This window comes from Arthrobacter sp. P1_B11 (genome assembly GCF_056406715.1).
In genome coordinates, this window is record NZ_JBFTZQ010000061.1 from 1 (window position 1) to 1297 (window position 1297).

Here is a 1297-nt window from a genome sequence, read left to right on the forward strand (position 1 = left end):
CGTGGCTGCAGGAGAAGATACCTCCCATATCCTCAGCGGGCAGGAGAAGATACCTCCCATATCCTCAGCGGGTTGACTAACCAGCTGCCTGATCGTGATCCGGAAGAGACCGCCGAGTGGGTTGAGTCCCTGGATTCGCTGATCAGGGAACAGGGCACCGAGCGTGCCCAATACATCATGCGCAGTCTCCTGCAGCGTGCCGGCGCCCAGAGCGTCGGGGTTCCGATGGTCACCACCACGGACTATGTGAACACCATCCCGGCGGACCAGGAAGCACAGTTCCCGGGCAACGAGGAGTTCGAGCGCCGCTACCGGGCGTACATGCGCTGGAACGCCGCGGTGATGGTCCACCGCTCGCAGCGGCCGAACATCGGCGTGGGCGGGCACATCTCCACCTACGCCGGCGCCGCGACGCTGTACGAGGTCGGGTTCAACCACTTCTTCCGCGGCAAGGACCACCCCGGCGGCGGGGACCAGGTCTTCTTCCAGGGCCACGCCTCCCCCGGCATGTACGCGAGGGCGTTCATGGAAGGCCGGCTGACCGAGCAGGACCTGGACGGCTTCCGGCAGGAAAAGTCCAAGGCCGGCCACGCCCTGTCCTCCTACCCGCACCCGCGGCTGATGCCGGAGTTCTGGGAATTCCCCACCGTGTCSATGGGCATCGGGCCGATGAACGCGATCTACCAGGCCCAGTCCAACCGCTACCTGCACAACCGCGGCCTGAAGGACACCTCCGAGCAGCAGGTCTGGGCGTTYCTGGGCGACGGGGAAATGGACGAGCCCGAGTCCCGCGGCCTGCTCCAGCTCGCCGCGAACGAGAACCTGGACAACCTGAACTTCGTGATCAACTGCAACCTCCAGCGCCTGGACGGGCCGGTGCGCGGCAACGGCAAGATCATGCAGGAACTCGAGGCGTTCTTCCGCGGCGCGGGCTGGAACGTGATCAAGGTCGTCTGGGGCCGGGAATGGGATGACCTGCTCACCCGCGACTCCGACGGGTCGCTGGTGAAGATCATGAACGAAACCCTGGACGGGGACTACCAGACCTACAAGGCCGAGTCCGGCGGGTTCGTCCGCGAGCACTTCTTCGGCAAGACCCCGCAGACCAAGGACATGGTCGCGGACCTGACCGATGACCAGATCTGGAACCTCAAGCGCGGCGGCCACGACTACCGCAAGGTCTACGCCGCGTACAAGGCAGCGACCGAATTCAAGGGCAAGCCCACCGTGATCCTGGCCAAAACGGTCAAGGGCTACGGCCTCGGCCCGCACTTCGAAGGCCGCAACGCCACCCACC

At 65.3% G+C, this 1297-nt stretch carries 1 pseudogene; it reads left to right on the plus strand.

Annotated elements, in window-relative coordinates:
* Positions 1–72: 72 nt before the first annotated feature.
* Positions 73–1297 (plus strand): annotated as a pseudogene (locus AC1D14_RS22550) (pyruvate dehydrogenase (acetyl-transferring), homodimeric type); the annotation flags it as partial.